Source organism: Variovorax sp. EL159 (genome assembly GCF_900100965.1).
Taxonomy (GTDB): Bacteria; Pseudomonadota; Gammaproteobacteria; order Burkholderiales; family Burkholderiaceae_C; genus Variovorax.
Genome location: NZ_FMUJ01000003.1, coordinates 145,997 through 162,353 on the forward strand (window position 1 = coordinate 145,997; position 16,357 = coordinate 162,353).

General features: G+C 67.3%; 14 protein-coding genes. 11 read left to right on the forward strand and 3 right to left on the reverse strand.

Going from position 1 to position 16,357, the window contains the following annotated elements; translation table 11 throughout:
• Positions 1–16 precede the first annotated feature (16 nt).
• From BLQ28_RS12845 to BLQ28_RS12895, 11 genes are all read left to right on the forward strand, one after another.
• Positions 17–1,357, forward strand: a complete 1,341-nt coding sequence (locus tag BLQ28_RS12845) for an LLM class flavin-dependent oxidoreductase (RefSeq protein ID WP_093239693.1) — start codon at positions 17–19, stop codon at positions 1,355–1,357.
• Complete coding sequence (locus BLQ28_RS12850; protein ID WP_093239695.1) at positions 1,357–2,574, forward strand: M20 aminoacylase family protein; 1,218 nt, start codon at positions 1,357–1,359, stop codon at positions 2,572–2,574. The genes BLQ28_RS12845 and BLQ28_RS12850 overlap by 1 nt, the downstream gene beginning before the upstream one ends.
• Positions 2,571–3,107, forward strand: a complete 537-nt coding sequence (locus BLQ28_RS12855; RefSeq protein ID WP_093239696.1) for a GNAT family N-acetyltransferase — start codon at positions 2,571–2,573, stop codon at positions 3,105–3,107. The genes BLQ28_RS12850 and BLQ28_RS12855 overlap by 4 nt, the downstream gene beginning before the upstream one ends.
• On the forward strand, positions 3,104–4,966 hold the full coding sequence (locus BLQ28_RS33445) for an amino acid ABC transporter permease/ATP-binding protein (protein WP_093239698.1): 1,863 nt from the start codon (positions 3,104–3,106) through the stop codon (positions 4,964–4,966). Before BLQ28_RS12855 ends, BLQ28_RS33445 begins: the two co-directional genes overlap by 4 nt.
• 38 nt (positions 4,967–5,004) lie before the next feature.
• Complete coding sequence (locus tag BLQ28_RS12865; protein ID WP_093239699.1) at positions 5,005–5,925, forward strand: ABC transporter substrate-binding protein; 921 nt, start codon at positions 5,005–5,007, stop codon at positions 5,923–5,925.
• Between the two features lie 23 nt (positions 5,926–5,948).
• Positions 5,949–6,884 (forward strand): ABC transporter substrate-binding protein, encoded by a 936-nt coding sequence (locus BLQ28_RS12870; protein WP_093239701.1) that lies wholly within the window; start codon positions 5,949–5,951, stop codon positions 6,882–6,884.
• A gap of 4 nt (positions 6,885–6,888) precedes the next feature.
• Positions 6,889–7,896, forward strand: a complete 1,008-nt coding sequence (locus BLQ28_RS12875; RefSeq protein ID WP_256327281.1) for an LLM class flavin-dependent oxidoreductase — start codon at positions 6,889–6,891, stop codon at positions 7,894–7,896.
• Positions 7,897–8,166: 270 nt separating this feature from the next.
• The gene (locus BLQ28_RS12880; protein ID WP_093241592.1) at positions 8,167–9,756 is read left to right on the forward strand and encodes an ABC transporter substrate-binding protein; all 1,590 of its coding nucleotides are present in this window, start codon (positions 8,167–8,169) and stop codon (positions 9,754–9,756) included.
• A 12-nt stretch (positions 9,757–9,768) separates the two neighbouring features.
• Entirely contained in the window at positions 9,769–10,734 is a 966-nt protein-coding gene (locus tag BLQ28_RS12885; protein ID WP_093239704.1) for an ABC transporter permease, read from the forward strand.
• A gap of 24 nt (positions 10,735–10,758) precedes the next feature.
• On the forward strand, positions 10,759–11,700 hold the full coding sequence (locus BLQ28_RS12890; protein ID WP_093239705.1) for an ABC transporter permease: 942 nt from the start codon (positions 10,759–10,761) through the stop codon (positions 11,698–11,700).
• Positions 11,697–13,505 (forward strand): dipeptide ABC transporter ATP-binding protein, encoded by a 1,809-nt coding sequence (locus tag BLQ28_RS12895; protein WP_093239707.1) that lies wholly within the window; start codon positions 11,697–11,699, stop codon positions 13,503–13,505. Before BLQ28_RS12890 ends, BLQ28_RS12895 begins: the two co-directional genes overlap by 4 nt.
• A gap of 20 nt (positions 13,506–13,525) precedes the next feature.
• Here the strand turns inward: BLQ28_RS12895 and BLQ28_RS12900 are convergent, their stop codons facing one another.
• From BLQ28_RS12900 to BLQ28_RS12910, 3 genes are read right to left on the reverse strand one after another with little or no spacing between them, the layout of a single operon-like run.
• Positions 13,526–14,692, reverse strand: coding sequence for an acyl-CoA dehydrogenase family protein (locus tag BLQ28_RS12900; protein ID WP_093239709.1), 1,167 nt, complete (start codon positions 14,690–14,692; stop codon positions 13,526–13,528).
• Between the two features lie 14 nt (positions 14,693–14,706).
• A complete protein-coding gene (locus tag BLQ28_RS12905) occupies positions 14,707–15,498 on the reverse strand; it encodes an enoyl-CoA hydratase/isomerase family protein (protein ID WP_093239710.1) in 792 nt (263 codons plus the stop codon).
• A 3-nt stretch (positions 15,499–15,501) separates the two neighbouring features.
• Positions 15,502–16,332, reverse strand: coding sequence for an SDR family NAD(P)-dependent oxidoreductase (locus BLQ28_RS12910; RefSeq protein ID WP_093239712.1), 831 nt, complete (start codon positions 16,330–16,332; stop codon positions 15,502–15,504).
• Positions 16,333–16,357: the final 25 nt, after the last annotated feature.

Here is a 16,357-nt window from a genome sequence, read left to right on the forward strand (position 1 = left end):
AAGAAGAGCGATCGTCATGAGCAACATCAAGTTCGGCGTCATGCTGCAGGGTGCCGGCAGCCACATGAATTCATGGAAGCACCCGGGCGGGCCGGCCGATGCCAGCGTCAACCTCGACTTCTTCGTGCGCACCGCGCAGAAGGCCGAGGCGGCGGGCATTGCCTTCGCCTTCGTGGCGGACGGGCTCTACATCAACGAGAAGTCGATCCCGCATTTCCTGAACCGCTTCGAGCCCATCTCGATCCTGTCGGCGCTCGCGACCGTGACCTCGAAAATCGGTCTGGCGGGCACCGTCTCCAGCTCGTACAGCGACCCGTTCACGGTGGCGCGCCAGTTCGCCTCGCTCGACCTCATCAGCGGCGGGCGCGCGGGCTGGAACGTGGTGACCACGCCGCTCGAAGGCAGCGCCAAGAACTACAGCCGCACACACCCCGAGCATGCGCTGCGCTACGAGATCGCCGACGAATATCTCTCGGTGACGCAAGGCCTGTGGGACAGCTGGGACGACGACGCCTTCACGCGCAACCGCGAGACCGGCCGGTTCTTCGACCGCGAGAAGCTGCACACGCTCGACCACAAGGGCCGCTTCTTCAACGTGGCGGGTCCGCTGAACATCCAGCGCTCGCCACAGGGGCAGCCGGTGATCTTCCAGGCGGGTTCGTCCGATGCGGGCGTCGGGCTCGCGGGCAAGTACGCGGATGCGGTGTTCACGCATTCGCCCTCCATCGAGGAAACGCGCGCCTTCCTCAAGCAGGTGAAGGCCAGTGCGGTGGCGCAGGGCCGACAGGCCGACGACGTGAAAATCTTCCCGGGCATCGGCCCGGTCGTCGCCGCCACCGAGGAAGAGGCCGAAGCCAAGTACCGCGCGATCCGCGAACTGCTGACCGTCGAAGAAACACTGGCCTACCTGGGCCGCTTTTTCGACCACCACGACTTCAGCCAGTACCCGCTGGACGCGCCGTTCCCCGAGCTGGGCGAGATCGGCCGCAACAGCTTTCGCTCGACCACCGACCGCATCAAGGCCAACGCCAGAGCCAAGGGCCAGACGCTGCGCGAAGTGGCGCTCGAAGTCGCCACGCCGCGCACGCAGTTCGTCGGCACCGGCGAGCGCATTGCCGACGAGATCATCCGATGGGTGGACGAGGGCGCGGCCGACGGCTTCATCCTCGGCTTTCCGGTGCTGGGGCAGGGACTGGACGACTTCATCGAGTTCGTGATTCCGGTGCTGGAGGCGCGCGGGCGCTACCAGCGCGAACTACCTGGCCACACGCTGCGCGACCACCTGGGCCTGCCGCGCAAGGCGAGTCGACACGTCGCGCAGGATGGCGCTGAACCCGCAGTGAAGAAGGCCGCCTGATGGGCGCCGCATTGCCGCGCCCGGCCGTCAAGGACATTCACCGCGTCGAATCGGCTATCGCCAGCTACGGCGACGAGTTCATCGCGCTGCGACGCGACATTCACCAGCACCCCGAGCTGTCGTTCAAGGAGCATCGCACCTCGGCCCTGGTGATCGAGCGGCTGACCGCCTGGGGCTACGAGGTCACGACCGGCATCGCCGGCACCGGCGTGGTGGGCACATTGCGGCGCGGTGCCGGCAAGCGCCTGGGCATCCGCGCCGACATGGACGCGCTGCCCATCCGCGAGGCCACGGGCCTGGCCTACGCCAGCGTGAATGCGGGCGTGATGCATGCCTGCGGCCATGACGGCCACACCGCCATCCTGCTGGCCGCGGCGCGCTTTCTCGCGCAGTCGGGCGAGTTCAGCGGCACGCTGCACCTGATCTTTCAGCCGGCCGAAGAACTGGGCGCGGGCGCCAAGCAGATGATCGACGAAGGCCTGTTCGAGCGCTTCCCGTGCGATGCGGTCTTCGGCCTGCACAACTGGCCCTGCGTCGGCGCCGGGCATGTCGGCTGTGTCTCGGGCCCCGCGATGGCGGCCATCGACCAGGCCGAGATCACCGTGCGCGGCAAGGGCGGCCACGGCGCGCAGCCGCACGAGACGATCGACCCGGTCGTGGTCAGCGCGCACCTCATCACGGCGCTGCAGACCGTGGTGTCGCGCAACGTCAATCCGCTCGACATGGGCGTGGTCACGGTGGGGTCCATCCACGGCGGCGAAGCCTCCAACGTGATTCCGGGCACCGTGGAGCTGAAGCTCACGGCGCGCTCGTTCAAGCCCGAGGTGCGGGCCTTGCTGCAGCAGCGCATCCCGGCACTGGCACGCGCACAGGCTGAAAGCTTCGGGGCCACGGCGGACGTCAACTATCGGCTCGGCTTTCCGCCCGTCATCAACCACGAGGCCGAGACCACCTTCGCCCGCGAAGTGGCGCTCCACACCTTCGGTGCCGGCCGCGTCGATGCCGCATTCCGCCCGCGCACCGCCAGCGAAGACTTCGCCTTCATGCTGCAGGCGCGCCCCGGCAGCTACGTGTTCTTCGGCAACGGCGACAGCGCTTCGCTGCACAGCCCGCACTACGACTTCAACGACGCGATCCTCGCGCCCGCGGCCATCTACTGGGTGCGGCTGGCCGAGCGCTTTCTCTCGGATGAAGTTCCCCAGGAGACAACCCCATGAGCGAACAGTTCCTCTACACCACGCCGCTCGATCCGCGTGCGAAGCCGTTGATCGAGGGCCTGACCTTCGAGTACGACACCCGCTATGGCGACGTGCTGCGCGAGCCCGGTGCGCCGCGCGAGATCGACCGCTATCCGGCCGAGGTGTTCGCACCGCCGCATGGCAATTTCGTGCTGCTGCTGCGCGATGGCGTGGCGATCGGCGGTGGCGCCTTCATGCGGCACGACGAGCGAACGGCCGAACTGAAGCGCGTGTGGACGCATGCCGACCTGCGGCGCCAGGGCCTTGCGAGCAAGGTGCTGCTGGAGCTGGAGGCGCAGGTGTTGCGCCAGGGCTACGAGCGCATCTACCTCACGACCGGCTTTCGCCAGCCCGAGGCCGTGGGCCTGTACCGTGGCCATGGCTACACCGCGTTGTTCGATGAGGTCGCCGACCCCGAGACGCCGCGCAAGCTGCCGTTCGAGAAGCACCTGGCCACCGCGCGCCATCACAGCCGGCCCGTCGCGGCCGTGGCGGAGGCGGCGCAGCGATGAACACCACCGTTCTTGACGCCGTCCCCGAGCCGCGAATTCCCGCACCGGCACGCGCCCCGTCGCGGCCCGAGCCCGCACCGCCGCCGCGCATCGCGCCGACAGCGCCAATTGCGCCGGCAAAAGGCGACTACTCGCACTTCCGCGTCGTGCCCGCCCGCTATCCGGCGCGCACGGTGGGCACCGTGTTCGCGGTGCTCGTCATCGGCGTCGTGCTGCATTCGGTGCTGACCAATCCACGTTGGGGATGGGGCGTCTTCGCCGAATGGTTCTTCGCAGAGCCGGTGCTCGAAGGATTGGGCCGCACGCTGCTGCTGACGGCACTCGGCGCGCTGCTCGGCTTCTTCTTCGGTACCGGGCTGGCACTGGCACGGGTGTCGCGCTCGCCGCTGCTGGCGCGGCTGTCGTGGGTGTTCACCTGGATCTTCCGTTCGGTGCCGGTGATCGTGCTGCTGCTGATCATCAACAACCTGGGCTACCTGTACGAAACGGTCGCGCTGGGCGTGCCCTTTACCGACATCACCTTCTTCTCGTACCCGACCACGCAGCTCATCAGCCCGTTCATCGCGGCGCTGCTGGGCCTCACGTTGAACCAGGCGGCCTTTGCCTCGGAGATCGTGCGCGGCGGCATCCTGTCGGTGGAGCAGGGGCAGCTCGAAGCGGCTGCGGCGCTGGGCCTTTCGCGGGGCCGCCAATCTTTTCGCATCGTGCTGCCGCAGGCGATGCGCACCATCTTGCCGACGGCCTTCAACGACATCATCGGGCTGGCCAAGGGCACGTCGAACCTCTACATCCTGGCGCTGCCCGAGCTGTTCTACACGATCCAGATCATCTACCGGCGCAACCTGGAAGTGATTCCGCTGCTGATGGTGGCGACGGTGTGGTACCTCATCATCCTCACGGGGTTGTCGGTGGTGCAGCACTACGTCGAGCGGCATTTCTCGCGCGGCGCGCTGCGCAATCCGCCCCGTTCGTGGCTGGGTGGCGTGGTGCGCGGGCTGTGGCGGTCGAAGGCGCCCGAGGCCGCGCCTGTGGTCGGGAGCGATGCTGTCGATGCACCCGCGCCGGTGCAGGTGCCCCGGTGGACCGACCCGCTCACGCAGGGCGGCGAGGTCACGATCCACGGTGTGTCGAAGAGCTTTGGCGCGCTCAAGGTGCTTGACGACGTGACGCTCGACGTGGCACGCGGCAGCGTGACCGTCATCCTCGGCCAATCGGGTTCGGGCAAGTCGACGCTGCTGCGCGCCATCAACCACCTGGAGCGCGTGGACGACGGCTTCATCGCCATCGACGGCGAACTGATCGGCTACCGACGCGACGAAGACACGCTGTACGAGCTGCATGAGAAAGAGATCCTCAAGCGCCGTGTCGACGTGGGCATGGTGTTCCAGAACTTCAACCTGTTCCCGCACCTCACGGTGCTGGAGAACATCGTCGAAGCGCCGATCTCGGTGCGCGGCCTGTCACGGCCCGACGCTGAAGCGCTGGCTTCCGAGCTGCTGGTGCGCGTGGGGCTGTCCGACAAGACGCATGCCTATCCGCGCCAGTTGTCGGGTGGCCAGCAGCAGCGCGTGGCGATTGCCCGCGCGCTCGCGCTCAGGCCCAAGGTGTTGCTGTTCGACGAACCCACGTCGGCGCTCGACCCCGAACTGGTGGGTGAGGTGCTGGCCGTCATCAAGGAACTGGCGCGCTCGGGCACCACGCTGGTCATCGTGACGCACGAAATCGGCTTTGCCCGCGAGGTGGCCGACACCATCGTCTTCATGGAGCGTGGCCGCATTCTCGAAACCGGCACGCCCGAGAAGGTGTTCAACGCGCCGGAGCATCCGCGCACGGCCGAGTTTCTGGCCAAGGTCCTCTGATTTTCTTTTCTCCTTTTTCTCTCACTGCATCGCCCCTCATGAACCACCGAAGAAGCATCCTGTCCGCCCTGGCCATTGCCGCCTTGCTCCCGCTGGCCGCATCGGCCCAGTCCGTGGGCGACCTGAACCCCGCGCAGCCCGACCGGCCGCGCGCGCAGAAGCTGGACGAAGCGGTCAGGCTCGCGAAGGACTTCAAGTTCCTGAAAGAAGGCGTGCTGGTCGTCGGCACCACCGTCGGGCGCCTGCCGCTCGCGGCCTATGCCACCGACACCAAGACGCCCGTGGGCAACGCGCCCGACATCGCGCAGCTGGTGGCCGACAGCCTGGGGCGCAAGCTCGAACTGGTGCCCACCAACTGGGCCGACTGGCCGCTGGGCCTGCAGTCGGGCAAGTTCGATGTGGTGGTGTCGAACGTGACGGTGACGGAAGAGCGCAAGGAGAAGTTCGACTTTTCGACCTACCGCAACGACCAGCTCGGCATCTACGTGAAGTCCGACAGCAAGATCGGCGCGATCAAGGAGCCCAAGGACATCGCAGGGCTCCGGATCATCGTCAGCGCCAGCACCAACCAGGAGCAGATCCTCTTGCGCTGGAACAAGCAGAACATTGCCGCCGGGCTCAAGCCGGTCGAGCTGCAGTACTACGACGACGATGTGGTGCAGCGCCTGGCGATCCAGTCGGGTCGCGCCGATGCCTACGTGGGCCCCAACGCCCTTGCGGCCTACGAGGCGCGCGATGGCAAGACGCGCCTTGCAGGGCTGGTGTCGGGCGGCTGGCCGCTGGATGCCGAGATCGCCGTCACCTCGCGCAAGGGCTCGGGCATTGCCGAGGCCATCACGCTGGGGCTGAACGCGCAGATCAAGAACGGCAACTACGCCAAGGCGCTGTCGCGCTGGAACCTGAGTTCGGAGGCGATCTCGGTGGCGCGCACCAATCCGCCCGGCCTGCCGAAGAACTGAAGCCCGACTGTCATCCAGAAACCATGTCATTCAAGAACAAGGCAGCCGTGCTGACCACTCTCGGCCTGACGGCTTTGACGGCCCTGACGACTGCGCACGCCGCCGACAAATTCGACTTCAGCCCCGAGCAGGCTGGCCGCCTCCACACGGGCAAGGACGCCGAGGCCGTCAACGCCATTCCACCCAGCTTCAAGTTCGTGAAGGAAGGCGTGCTCACCATCGCGGTGGCACCTTTCGCGCCGCCGATCTCCACCTACGCCACCGATGCCAAAACGGTGGTCGGCTTCGACGCCGACTTTGCGCACCTCGTTGCCGAGGCCCTGGGCCGCAAGCTCGACCTGCAGCCCATCGCCTGGGCCGACTGGCCGCTGGGCCTGAGTTCGGGCAAGTACGACGCGGTGATCTCCAACGTGGGCGTGACCGAGCAGCGCAAGGAGAAGTTCGACTTCTCGACCTACCGGCTGGGCCTGCACGGCTTCTACGTGCGCACCGACAGCGCCATCACGTCGATCAAGGCACCGAAGGATGTGGCGGGCCTGAAGCTCACGACCGGCGCGGGCACCAATCAAGAACGCATCCTGCTCGAATGGAACAAGCAGAACATCGCCGCCGGCCTGAAGCCGGTCGAGATCCAGTACTACGACGACGATGTGACGCGCTGGCTGGCGGTGACCACCAAGCGCGTCGATGCCAACTTCAACCCCAATGCACCGCAGGCGTACGAGGCCGCAAAGAACGGGCAACTTCGGCTGGTGGGCACGGTCAACGCCGGCTGGCCGCTGAAGTCCGACGTGGCGATTGCCACGCGCAAGGGCAGCGGCCTGGCCGCGGCGCTGACCACGGCAACCAACGGCCTGATCCGCAACGGCACCTATGCCAAGGCGCTCGCACGCTGGAGCCTGGCCGAAGAGGCTTTGCCGAAGTCCGAGACCAACCCGCCCGGCCTGCCGAAGTTCTGACACCGTGACCATTCGACACCTTGGCTTTCTCACGCCCGGCAACTATGCCGAGGCCGATCCGCTGGCCGGCCTCGAAGCCGCGCTGAAGCTCTTCGAGTTCGGCGAAAAGCTCGGCTTCGACGGCGCCTGGGTGCGCCAGCGGCACCTGGAGCGCGGCGTTTCGTCGGCTTCGACCTTCCTTGCCGCCGCGACGCAACGCACGCAGCGAATCGAACTCGGCGCCGCCGTGATCCAGATGGGGTACGAGAACCCGTTCCGGCTGGCCGAAGACCTGGCCACCGTCGACGTGCTCTCGCGCGGCCGCCTGCAGGTGGGCTTGAGCGCGGGTGCGCCGCTGCATGGCGCGCTGCTCGGCAACCGCTTCTACGACACGGCGCCGAACACCATCGACTTCACGCACAAGCGGGTGGGGCGGCTGCGGGCCAACCTCGAGGACGTGCTGCTGGGCGATGAAGACACCTTCGTCGAGTCGGCCGGCGGCCGCGTGCGCCCGCGCGTGCAGCCTCATGCGCCGGGCCTGGTCGACCGGCTCTGGTATGGCGGCGGCTCGTTGCGCTCGGTCGAGTGGGCGGGGCGCAATGGCTTCAACCTGCTGCTGGGCAACGTGCTGTCGGGCGAGACCACCGACGATTTCCTGCAGGCCCAGTCGGGCCTCATCGAGCGCTACCGTGCCAGCGAAGAGGCACTGCGCAAGGGCAGGGTGGCGCTGGGCCGCGTCATCGTGCCGCTCGACAGCGCCGATGCCGCCACGCGCAAGCGCTACCGCGAGTTCGCGGCGGGCCGCATCGAGCGCACCCTGGCGCCGCAGGGCGAGCGTCGCACGCTGTTCGCGACCGACCTCGTGGGCAGTGCCGACGAGATCCTGGAGCGCTTGCGCAAAGACCCGGTGCTGCCGCATGTGAGCGAGCTGCGCGCGGAGCTTCCCTACAACTTCAGCAGCGAAGAGTACGCGCAGATCCTGACCGATCTGTCCGCGCGCATCGCGCCCGAACTGGGGTGGCACGCTCGCTGAGGGCATGGATCTTTCACGGAGGAGTTCGAGGTGAGTCGGCGTCGGGTCGCGTCTTGCGGCCGATTCGACGGACGACTTTTGGCGAGCCCTGGTGCTCGCTTTTTTTTGCGCCACGCATCGGCGTACATGGCACCGAATTTCCATATGCGGACTCCTTCTTTGGGTATTGCGCAGGGCGCGGCAAAGTCGTTTCTCGCAGCAACGGGCGATGTCATGCAAGCCATGGCCATCCGCCCGTTTCTCTTTCACAAGAACACCCCGAGGGATTTCATGCTCCGACAACTTCTGACCGCGACCCTGCTGGCTGCGGGCCTGCTGCAAGCGTCCGTCGCTTCCGCCGAAACCGTGCGATGGGCACGCAGCGCCGACCCGGCCACGCTCGACCCGCATGCGGTCAACACCGGCACCAACTTCGCGTTGCTGCACCAGATCTACGAACCGCTGGTCTTGCGTGATGGCGACAGCAAGCTGCGGCCCGCGCTGGCCACCTCGTGGAAGCTCACGGCCGATCCGACGGTGTGGGAGTTCAAGCTGCGCCCCGGCGTCAAGTTCCATGACGGTTCCTTGCTCACGGCCGACGACGTGGTGTTCTCGATCAAGCGGGCACAGGCGCCCACGTCGGCCCTGAAGTCGCTGTTGACGTCGGTGGCCGAGGTGACGAAGGTCGATCCGCTCACGGTGCAGATCAAGACCAAGGGGCCGAACCTGATCTTTCCGAACAACCTCACGAACATCTTCATCCTGAGCGAAGCGTGGGCGAAGGCGAACAAGGCCGAGCAGTCGCAGGACGTGGCAAACAAGACCGAGAACTTTTCCACCCGCAACGAGAACGGCACGGGCGCCTATGTGCTGGCCTCGCGCGAGGTCGACACGCGCACGGTGCTCAAGCAGTTTCCGCAGTACTGGGGCCGAGGCCAGTTCCCGCTGGAGGTGACCGAGCTGGTCTACGTGCCCATCAAGTCGCCCGCCACGCGCGTGGCGGCGCTGCTCTCAGGCGAGGTCGATTTCGTGCAGGACCTGCCCGCGCAGGACGTGGGCCGGCTCAAGGCCGACAAGCGCCTGCGCGTGACCGAAGGGCCCGAGAACCGATCGATCTTCCTGGGCCTGAACGTGGGCGCGAAAGAACTCAAGTACTCGGACGTGAAGGGCCGCAACCCGCTGGCTGACCCGCGCGTGCGCGAAGCCATCGGGCTGGCCATCGACCGCGATGCGATCAAGACGGCCGTGATGCGCGGCCTGTCGAACCCCTCGGGCATCATCGCGCCGCCGTTCGTGCACGGCTACGAGAAGAGCTTTGCGGCCTACCCGAAGGCCAACGCCGCGCAGGCGAAGAAGCTGCTGGCCGAGGCCGGGTATCCGAACGGCTTTTCGATCACGCTGCACACGCCGAACGACCGCTACGTGAACGACGAGGCGATCAGCACCGCGGTGTCGGGCTTCCTGGGCCGCATCGGCATCAAGACCACGGTGGCGGCGCGCCCGATCGCGCTGCACAGCACGGCCATCAACACGGCCGACACCGACTTCTACCTCTTCGGCTGGGGCGTGCCGACCTTCGACTCGGCGTACATCTTCGACTACCTGGTCTACACGCGCGGCAAGGACGGCCGCGGCCCGACCAATGCCACCGGCTACAGCAAACCCGAGGTCGATGCGCAGATCGCATCGCTGGCCTCCGAAAGCGACAAGGGCAAGCGCGACGCCACCATCAGGAGCATCTGGCAGACGGTGCAAAAGGAGCGCATCTACATCGCGCTGCACGACCAGGTGCTCAACTTCGCGTCGAACCCGCGCCTGGACATTCCGGTCAACCCCGATGGCAACGTCTATTTCAGGGACGTGAAGGTGGGCAAGAAGTAACGGCACCGCGCGATGCTGGTTCATCTCTTGCGCCGGCTCGGCCAGTCCGTGCTGGTGCTGCTGGCGGTGTCTTTCGTCTCGTTCCTGGTGTTTCGCCACATCGGCGATCCGACCATCAGCCTGCTCGGCGAAGACGCGACGGTGGAAGAGCGCACGGCGCTGACGGCCGAGCTGGGCTTCGACCGCCCGGTTCCCATCCAGTACCTGCGCTACGTGGGGCATGCGCTGCAGGGCGACCTGGGCGTGTCGTACCGGCTCAAGCGGCCGGTGGTCGAGCTGCTCGCCGAGCGGCTGCCGGCCACGCTCGAACTGGCGCTGGTGGCCTCGGTGCTGGCGGTGGCGGGCGGGGTAGTGCTGGGCGTGTACACCGCGATCCGGCGCGACAGTGTGGCCAGCCGCGTGGTCATGACCGTGTCGCTGGTGGGCGTGTCGCTGTCCACCTTCCTGATCGGCATCGGGCTCATCTACCTCTTTGCCGTCGAGCTGCGCTGGCTGCCGTCGTTCGGGCGCGGCGACACGGTGCAGCTCGGCGGCTGGAGCACGGGGCTGCTCACCGCGTCGGGCTGGGCCTCGTTGCTGATGCCAGCGCTGACGCTGGGCCTGTACAAGCTCACGCTCATCATGCGGCTGGTGCGCGCCGAAATGCTCGAAGTGCTGCGCGCCGACTACATCCGCTTCGGCCGCGCACGCGGGTTGCGCGAGCGCGACCTGAACTACGGGCATGCGCTGCGCAACACGCTGATTCCGGTCATCACCATCACCGGGCTGCAGATCGGCTCGCTGGTGGCCTTTGCCATCGTCACGGAGACGGTGTTCCAGTGGCCGGGCGTGGGCCTGCTGTTCATCTCCTCGATCCAGGGGGTGGACGTGCCGGTGGTCGCGGCCTACCTGTTGCTGATCGCGCTGCTCTATGTGGGGATCAACCTTGTCGTCGACCTGCTGTATGTGCTGGTCGATCCGCGCCTTCGGCGTGCCTGAACCTTCTTTTCTCTTCCTTCCCTGATGACGCTTCCTTCCTCGACCGCCGCGGATGCATCGCGCCGCTGGCGCAACGCCGATTCATCGGTGCTGCGCGCCTTTGCGCGATCGCGCACCGTGCAGTTGGCCGCGCTGGTGTTGTTGCTGATCGCCGTGGCTTCGCTGTTCGCGCCGTGGATCGCGCGGCAGAACCCATTCGATCCGGCCAACCTCGACCTGATCGATGCCTTCACGCCACCGGGGCAGCAGGGCGCATCGGGCGCCTTCTATCCGCTGGGCGCCGACGACCAGGGGCGCGATGTGTTCTCGGCCATCCTCTACGGACTGCGCATGTCGCTGCTGGTGGGCGTGAGCGCGGTGGCGCTGTCGCTGGCCATCGGCGTGCCGCTCAGGCTGGCGGCGGGCTACGCGGGTGGCTGGTTCGACACGCTGGTGATGCGCGTGGCCGATGTACAGCTCACCTTTCCGGTGTTGCTGGTGGCGCTGCTGATCTTCGGCATTGCGCGCGGCCTGCTGCCGGAGGGCTACCGCGACGACATGGCGGTGTACGTGATCGTCGCGGCCATCGGCTTGTCGGAATGGGTGCAGTACGCGCGCACGGTGCGCGGCGCGGTGATGGTCGAGAAGCACAAGGACTACGTGTCGGCCGCGCAGATCATCGGCCGCTCGCGCACCGGCATCCTGGTGCGGCACATCCTGCCGAACCTGCTGGCGCCGGTGCTGGTGATTGCCACCATCAGCTTTGCGCTGGCTATCGTGGCGGAGTCGACGCTGTCGTACCTGGGTGTCGGGCTGCCGCCCACGCAACCGTCGCTGGGCACGCTGATCCGCATCGGGCAGGGCTTTCTGTTCTCGGGCGAGTGGTGGATCCTGCTGTTCCCCGGGCTGGTGCTGCTGGCGCTGGCCTTGTCGGTCAACCTCGTGGGCGACTGGTTGCGCGACGCCCTGAACCCGAGGCTGCAATGAGCGGGCGCGATGAATGGTCGGAGGGCCGGGTGCTCGCGCAACCTGTGCTGCGGGTGCGTGACCTGGGCGTGGAATTCGACACGCACCGGGGCACCGTGCGCGTGCTTGATGTCGTGTCCTTCGAGATCGCGCCGGGCGAGATTCTTGGCGTGGTCGGCGAATCGGGGGCAGGCAAGTCGATGGTCGGCGCCGCCGTCATCGGGCTGGTGCCACCACCGGGGCGCATCGCCGGCGGCACCGTTGAACTGCACGGCGAGCGCATCGACACCCTGCGCGGCGAAGACATGCGCCGCCTGAGAGGGCGCCGCATCGGCAGCGTGTTCCAGGACCCGCTGACCAGCCTGAACCCGGTCTACCCGATAGGCAGGCACCTGATCGAGACCATCCGCACGCACCTTCCCGTGAGCGAGCAGGAGGCGCGCAAGCGCGCGCTGGCGCTGCTGGCTGACGTGGAAATTCCGGACCCCGAAAGCCGCATCGACCAGTACCCGCACCAGTTCTCGGGCGGCATGCGCCAGCGCGTGGCGATTGCGCTCGCGCTGTGCGCCGAGCCGCAACTGTTGATTGCCGACGAGCCCACCACCGCGCTCGACGTGTCGGTGCAGGCACAGGTGATCCGCGTGTTCCGTCGCATCTGCCGCGAGCGCGGCACTGCCGCCATGCTCATCACGCACGACATGGGCGTGATTGCCGAGGCCGCCGACCGGGTGATGGTGATGTACCAGGGCCGCGTGCTGGAGACCGGCCCGGTGCGCGAGATTCTGGACAACCCGCGTGAGCCCTATACCCGCGCGCTGATGGCCGCGATTCCTTCGGTGCGTCGCAGGCTGCACCGGTTGCCGGTGCCGGAGGTCGGTGCGGACATTGCCGCGCCCGCTGTGCTGCCATCAGCAGAGATCGAGTCGCGCCCGGCAGCAAAAGAGGGCACACCGCTGATCCGTGTGCAAGGCCTTTCGCGCGAGTTCGACCTGTCCGCAAGTTGGCTCGTTCGCACGCTCGCGCGACAGCCGAAGAAGGTGCTGCACGCGGTCGACGATGTGCACTTCGACATCGCGCGCGGCCGCACCTTCGGGCTGGTCGGCGAGTCGGGCTCCGGCAAGTCGACAGTGGCACGCATGATCGCGGGCCTGACGCGGCCGACCAAAGGTGCAGTGCTGTTCGACGGCATCGACCGCTGGGGCGGCATCGCGCAGACTGCTGCGCTGCGACGGCGCTTCCAGATGATCTTCCAGGACCCGTATGCCAGCCTCAACCCGCGCTGGCGCGTGGACCGGCTGATCGCCGAGCCGGTCGAAGTGTTGGGCCTGGCCGGCAGCGCCGAGGAAACCGAAGCGCGCGTGGTCGAGGCCCTGCGCCGCGTGCGCATGTCGCCCGATGACGGCCGGCGCTACCCGCACCAGTTCTCCGGCGGCCAGCGCCAGCGCATCGCCATCGCGCGGGCACTGGCGAGCCAGCCCGAGTTCATCGTCTGCGACGAGCCGACCTCGTCGCTCGACGTGTCGGTGCAGGCGCAGGTGCTGAACCTCATGCGTGACCTGCAGGACGAGTTCGGGCTGACCTACCTGCTGATCAGCCACAACCTCGCGGTGATTCGCCACATGTGCGACGACGTGGGTGTGATGCAGCGTGGGCGGCTGGTGGAGCAGGGGCCTGCGGGTGAGGTGCTCGATGCGCCGAAGCACGCCTACACGCAGGCGCTGATGGCGGCCGTGCCGGATCTGCGCGCAGCGCGCGTGCCCGAGGTGACGCTCGACTTGTCGAGCCTCGCCCCGGCGGCTTCAACGCGCAGGCTTGTCGGCCGGTGATCGAAAGGCCCGTTCGGGCCTCAGGTGCCCCGGGCCTGCGCGCCGAGCTTGCGCGAAATCAAGTCTTTCATGATCTCGCTGGTGCCACCGTAGATGCGCTGCACGCGCGCATCTGCATACATCCGCGCGATGGGGTACTCGACCATGTAGCCGTAGCCGCCGAAGAGCTGCAGGCATTCGTCCGTGACCTTGCCTTGCTGCTCGGTGCACCACAGCTTGGCCATGTAGGCGGCTTCCTGGTCGAGCGTGCCGTCGACCATGCGCTGGATGCAGTCGTTGACGAAGGTGCGCACGACGTGCGCGATGGTCGCGCATTCGGCGAGCTTGAAGCGCGTATTCTGGAAGTCGAACACCGTCTGCCCGAAGGCCTTGCGCTGCTGCGTGTAGTCCACCGCCAACTCCACCGCGCGTTCGATCACTGCGGCGGCCGGCACGCACAGGAACATGCGTTCGTACGACAACTGGCTCATGAGCTGGATGAAGCCGTCGCCTTCCTTCCCGCCAAGCAGATGGTCGGCCGGCACGCGCACACCGTCGAAGAAGATCTCAGCCGTATCGGACGCATGCTGGCCCAGCTTTTCGAGTCGCCGGCCGACGCGAAAGCCCGGCAGGTCTTCGGTCTCCAGAACGATCAGCGACACGCCGCGACTGCCTGCCTCGCCCGTGCGCACGGCCACCACCAGCAGGTTGCCGGAGAAGCCGTTCGTGATGAAGGTCTTGGCGCCGTCGATCACGTAGTGATCGCCTTCGCGCCGGGCGCGCGTGCGCAACGCCTTCAGGTCGGAGCCGCAGCCGGGTTCGGTGAGCGCGATGCCGGCGAACAGCTCGCCGCTGGCGAGCTTGGGCAGCCAGCGCTGCTTTTGCGCCTCGGTGCCGTAGTCGAGGATGTAGTGCGCGGCCAGGTTGTGCACGCCGGTGTTGGCTGGAACCTCGGCCTTGGCCAGTTCGTCCTGCACCACCATCTGGTAGGCCAGCGAAGCGCCGGCACCGCCATAGGCCTCGTCGATCTCGGGCAGCAGAAAACCCATCTGCCCGAACGGGCGCCAGACCTCGCGCGGAATGAAGCCCTGGCGGCGCCAGCCTTCAAGATGTGGCGAGAGTTCGCCAGCGATGTAGCGGCGTGCCTGTTCGCGAAAGGCGTCGATTTCTTCGTCCATCCAGCGATGGCGGTAGAGCTGCGGCAGCATGTTTCTCCCAGGGGTCAGTCGGACCTGGCACGCGCAAGGAAGCGCGCACAGGCGTTGTTGAAGAATTCACCGGCCACATGCCGGCGTTGGGCCGCGCATTCGTCGCTCAGTTGTCGGGCCAGCGTGTTGTCGCTCGCGGCGTCGATCAGTTGCCGCGTGTCGCGCAGGGCTGCTGCCGATGCATTGCCCAGCCGCTTGGCGATGGCATGGGCTTCTTCGGGCAGGGCCGCATCGTCGACGCAACGCCAGATCAACCCCCATTGCTCGGCCCTTGCTGCGTCGATGCGTTCTCCGAGCAACGCCATGCCGAGCGCGCGGCTGCGGCCGAGCAGCCGGGGCAGCGACCAGGTCGCGCCCAGGTCGGGCACGGCCCCCAGCTGCGACACCTGCGGCACCAGGAAGTAGGCCGAGCGCGCCGCGATCACGACGTCGGCCGCCAGCGCGATGCCCACGCCGGCGCCCACGCACGGCCCGTTGACGGCGGCCACCACCGGCACCGCGCAATCGGCAATGGCCTGCGTGATGGGGTTGCCTACGTCTTCCATGCCGCGCCCGATCTCTTCCTGCGCATGGGCCGGCCCGCCAGCGAGCACCTCGCCGAAGTAGCCGATGTCGCCCCCGCCGGAGAAGGCGCGGCCCGCGCCCGTCAGCACGATCGCGCGCACGCGATCGTCCGCCGCGCATGCTCGTAGCGCCGCCAGCAGCGCTTCGAGCAGCGGCGGGGCCAAGGCATTGAGGGTTTGCGCCTGATCGAGCGTGAGCGTCGCAATGCCCTCGTGCACCTCGCTCCGGACAGTCGCGGTCATCGCTCAGAACCCCGTCAGGCCGCCGCTGCACACCAGCGTCTGGCCGCTGATGTAGTCGGACTCGGGCACGCACAGCAGGTACACGGCACCCGCAGCCTCTTCGGGTGTGCCGCCGCGTCCGAGCGGGATGCCGCGTTCCATCGCGGCCATCAGGTCGGGGTTGACGCCCACCTTGATGTCGCGGCCGTCGATGTTGGCCGTGCCGCCCTCGGCGGCGTTGCCGGTCAGGCGGGTCTTGATGAGGCCGTAGGCCACGCAGTTGACGGTGACGTTCATGCGCCCCCATTCCTTGGCCAGCGTCTGCGTCATGCCAACGATGCCGGCCTTGCCCGCCGCGTAGTTGGTCTGGCCCGCGTTGCCGAAGAGGCCCGCCATCGACGAGATATTGACGACCTTGCGCATCACGCGCTGTCCGGCCTCGGTCTCTGCCTTGCCGAGCGCGCGGATCACCGGCTGCGCGGCACGAAGGATGCGGAACGGCGCCGTCAGGTGCACGTCGATCATGGCGTACCACTGCTCGTCGGTCATCTTCTGCACCACGTTGTCCCAGGTGTAGCCGGCGTTGTTGACGATGATGTCCAGGCCCTTGAATTCGCTCACGGCCGTGCCGACGAAGCGTTCGGCGAAGTCGGGCGCCGCGACGTTGCCCACGCAGGCCACGGCCTGGCCGCCGGCTTCGCGGATGGCCTGCACGGCCTCTTGCGCGGGTGCTGTGTCCAGGTCGTTGACGACGATGCGTGCGCCTTCGCTGGCCAGCTTGAGCGCGATCGAGCGGCCGATGCCGCGGCCCGAACCGGTGATGAGGGCGACCTTGCCTTCGAGTTTGCGTGTCATGGTGTTCTTTCTGGAGGTGTGGTTG

Coding starts and splice junctions, on each gene's coding strand:
- BLQ28_RS12900 (WP_093239709.1), bottom strand. CDS start 14,692: ATGCTGCCGCAGCTCTACCGCCATCGCTGGATGGACGAAGAAATCGAC.
- BLQ28_RS12890 (WP_093239705.1), top strand. CDS start 10,759: ATGACGCTTCCTTCCTCGACCGCCGCGGATGCATCGCGCCGCTGGCGC.
- BLQ28_RS12910 (WP_093239712.1), bottom strand. CDS start 16,332: ATGACACGCAAACTCGAAGGCAAGGTCGCCCTCATCACCGGTTCGGGC.
- BLQ28_RS12855 (WP_093239696.1), top strand. CDS start 2,571: ATGAGCGAACAGTTCCTCTACACCACGCCGCTCGATCCGCGTGCGAAG.
- BLQ28_RS12870 (WP_093239701.1), top strand. CDS start 5,949: ATGTCATTCAAGAACAAGGCAGCCGTGCTGACCACTCTCGGCCTGACG.
- BLQ28_RS12885 (WP_093239704.1), top strand. CDS start 9,769: ATGCTGGTTCATCTCTTGCGCCGGCTCGGCCAGTCCGTGCTGGTGCTG.
- BLQ28_RS12845 (WP_093239693.1), top strand. CDS start 17: ATGAGCAACATCAAGTTCGGCGTCATGCTGCAGGGTGCCGGCAGCCAC.
- BLQ28_RS12880 (WP_093241592.1), top strand. CDS start 8,167: ATGCTCCGACAACTTCTGACCGCGACCCTGCTGGCTGCGGGCCTGCTG.
- BLQ28_RS12850 (WP_093239695.1), top strand. CDS start 1,357: ATGGGCGCCGCATTGCCGCGCCCGGCCGTCAAGGACATTCACCGCGTC.
- BLQ28_RS12865 (WP_093239699.1), top strand. CDS start 5,005: ATGAACCACCGAAGAAGCATCCTGTCCGCCCTGGCCATTGCCGCCTTG.
- BLQ28_RS33445 (WP_093239698.1), top strand. CDS start 3,104: ATGAACACCACCGTTCTTGACGCCGTCCCCGAGCCGCGAATTCCCGCA.
- BLQ28_RS12905 (WP_093239710.1), bottom strand. CDS start 15,498: ATGACCGCGACTGTCCGGAGCGAGGTGCACGAGGGCATTGCGACGCTC.
- BLQ28_RS12895 (WP_093239707.1), top strand. CDS start 11,697: ATGAGCGGGCGCGATGAATGGTCGGAGGGCCGGGTGCTCGCGCAACCT.